Origin of the sequence: Synechococcus sp. R6-10 (assembly GCF_047461815.1) — a bacterium.
Taxonomy (GTDB): domain Bacteria; phylum Cyanobacteriota; class Cyanobacteriia; order Thermostichales; family Thermostichaceae; genus Thermostichus.
Map to the genome: position 1 here is coordinate 1 of NZ_JANSHW010000457.1, position 1,084 is coordinate 1,084.

The 1,084-nt window shown below is 52.9% G+C and carries 2 protein-coding genes; both read right to left on the minus strand.

The genetic code is table 11. The features are described 5' to 3' along the window. On the minus strand, positions 1-382 hold a 382-nt coding region (locus NW837_RS12100), incomplete at its 3' end, for an OsmC family protein (RefSeq protein ID WP_414331854.1). A gap of 182 nt (positions 383-564) precedes the next feature. Further along, positions 565-1,084, minus strand: a 520-nt coding sequence (locus tag NW837_RS12105; protein WP_414331856.1) for a radical SAM protein, incomplete at its 5' end; no start/stop codon positions are given.

The window sequence follows — 1,084 nt, forward strand, 5'->3', positions numbered from 1 at the left end:
TTTCGGTGGTCAGGGTGGGGGGATGGGTGAGCGTATTGTGAATGATGCAGGCATCAACTGCTTTTTCCAGCCCCTTTTGATGCCTTCCGTCCAGCGGGATCCCAGTTTTTACACGAATGTGAATGTTGTCTAGGCGAGCCGGATGCTCAACTTTCTCCGCCGTGACCACCACCTCTAGTCCACTGGGATCCAACTGCCGAGCTTCCAGATATTTGACGGCATAAAAACCAACACAGGCGCCCAGAGAAGCCAGAAACCATTCCGGCGGCGTCATTCCCTGATCTCGACCGTGATTGTCCAAAGGCTGGTCGCTGAGAATGCGGTGCCCTCGGCTTTCCGCTTGGAACTGAACACCATCGCGGTAGGTGACGCAAACTTCCATTGGGGATCCCTCCTCTTGGGGTATTCTTCAGTTCACATAGAGTCCGTAAAGTTAGCCTGGGGATCAACTTGGATTCCAGTCAGCTCAGGGCCAATCTGGAGACGGTGCAGAGATTAACTGTGAATCACTTCGGATCTAAGCGTGACCTGGCTATGCTGACCCAAGCCGCAACTGCAGAATTGTCAAATAGCCACCAGTCCTTGATCCCGAAAGATTTGTAAGGCGTGATTCACCTGTTCGGGTGTGGGTGGATCGACATCGGCAAGGGTGTAAGGCAATCCCAATTGCTGCCATTTGTATTCCCCCATCTTGTGAAAGGGCAAAACTTCCACTCGCTCCACGTTGGATAAGGTGGCCACAAACTCGGCCAGACCCTTAATGTTTTCCTCGGGATCCGTCAAGCCGGGAACCAGCACAAAACGAATCCAGGTAGGCTTGTGGATCTGGTCTAAATAGCGGGCCAGATTAAGAGTGGGTTCTAGCGAAACGCCGGTGACCTTTCGATACAGCTCCGGCAGATAAGACTTGATATCCAGCAACACCAAATCTGTATGCTCCAACACAGGCTTGGCTGCTTCCAGTTGCCCATAGCCAGAAGTATCCAAAGCCGTGTGCAAGCCCAACTCATGACAGCGACGGAAGATCTCAGCTACAAAGGTGGGTTGCATTAAAGGCTCTCCCCCGGTAGCCGTAACTCCCCCC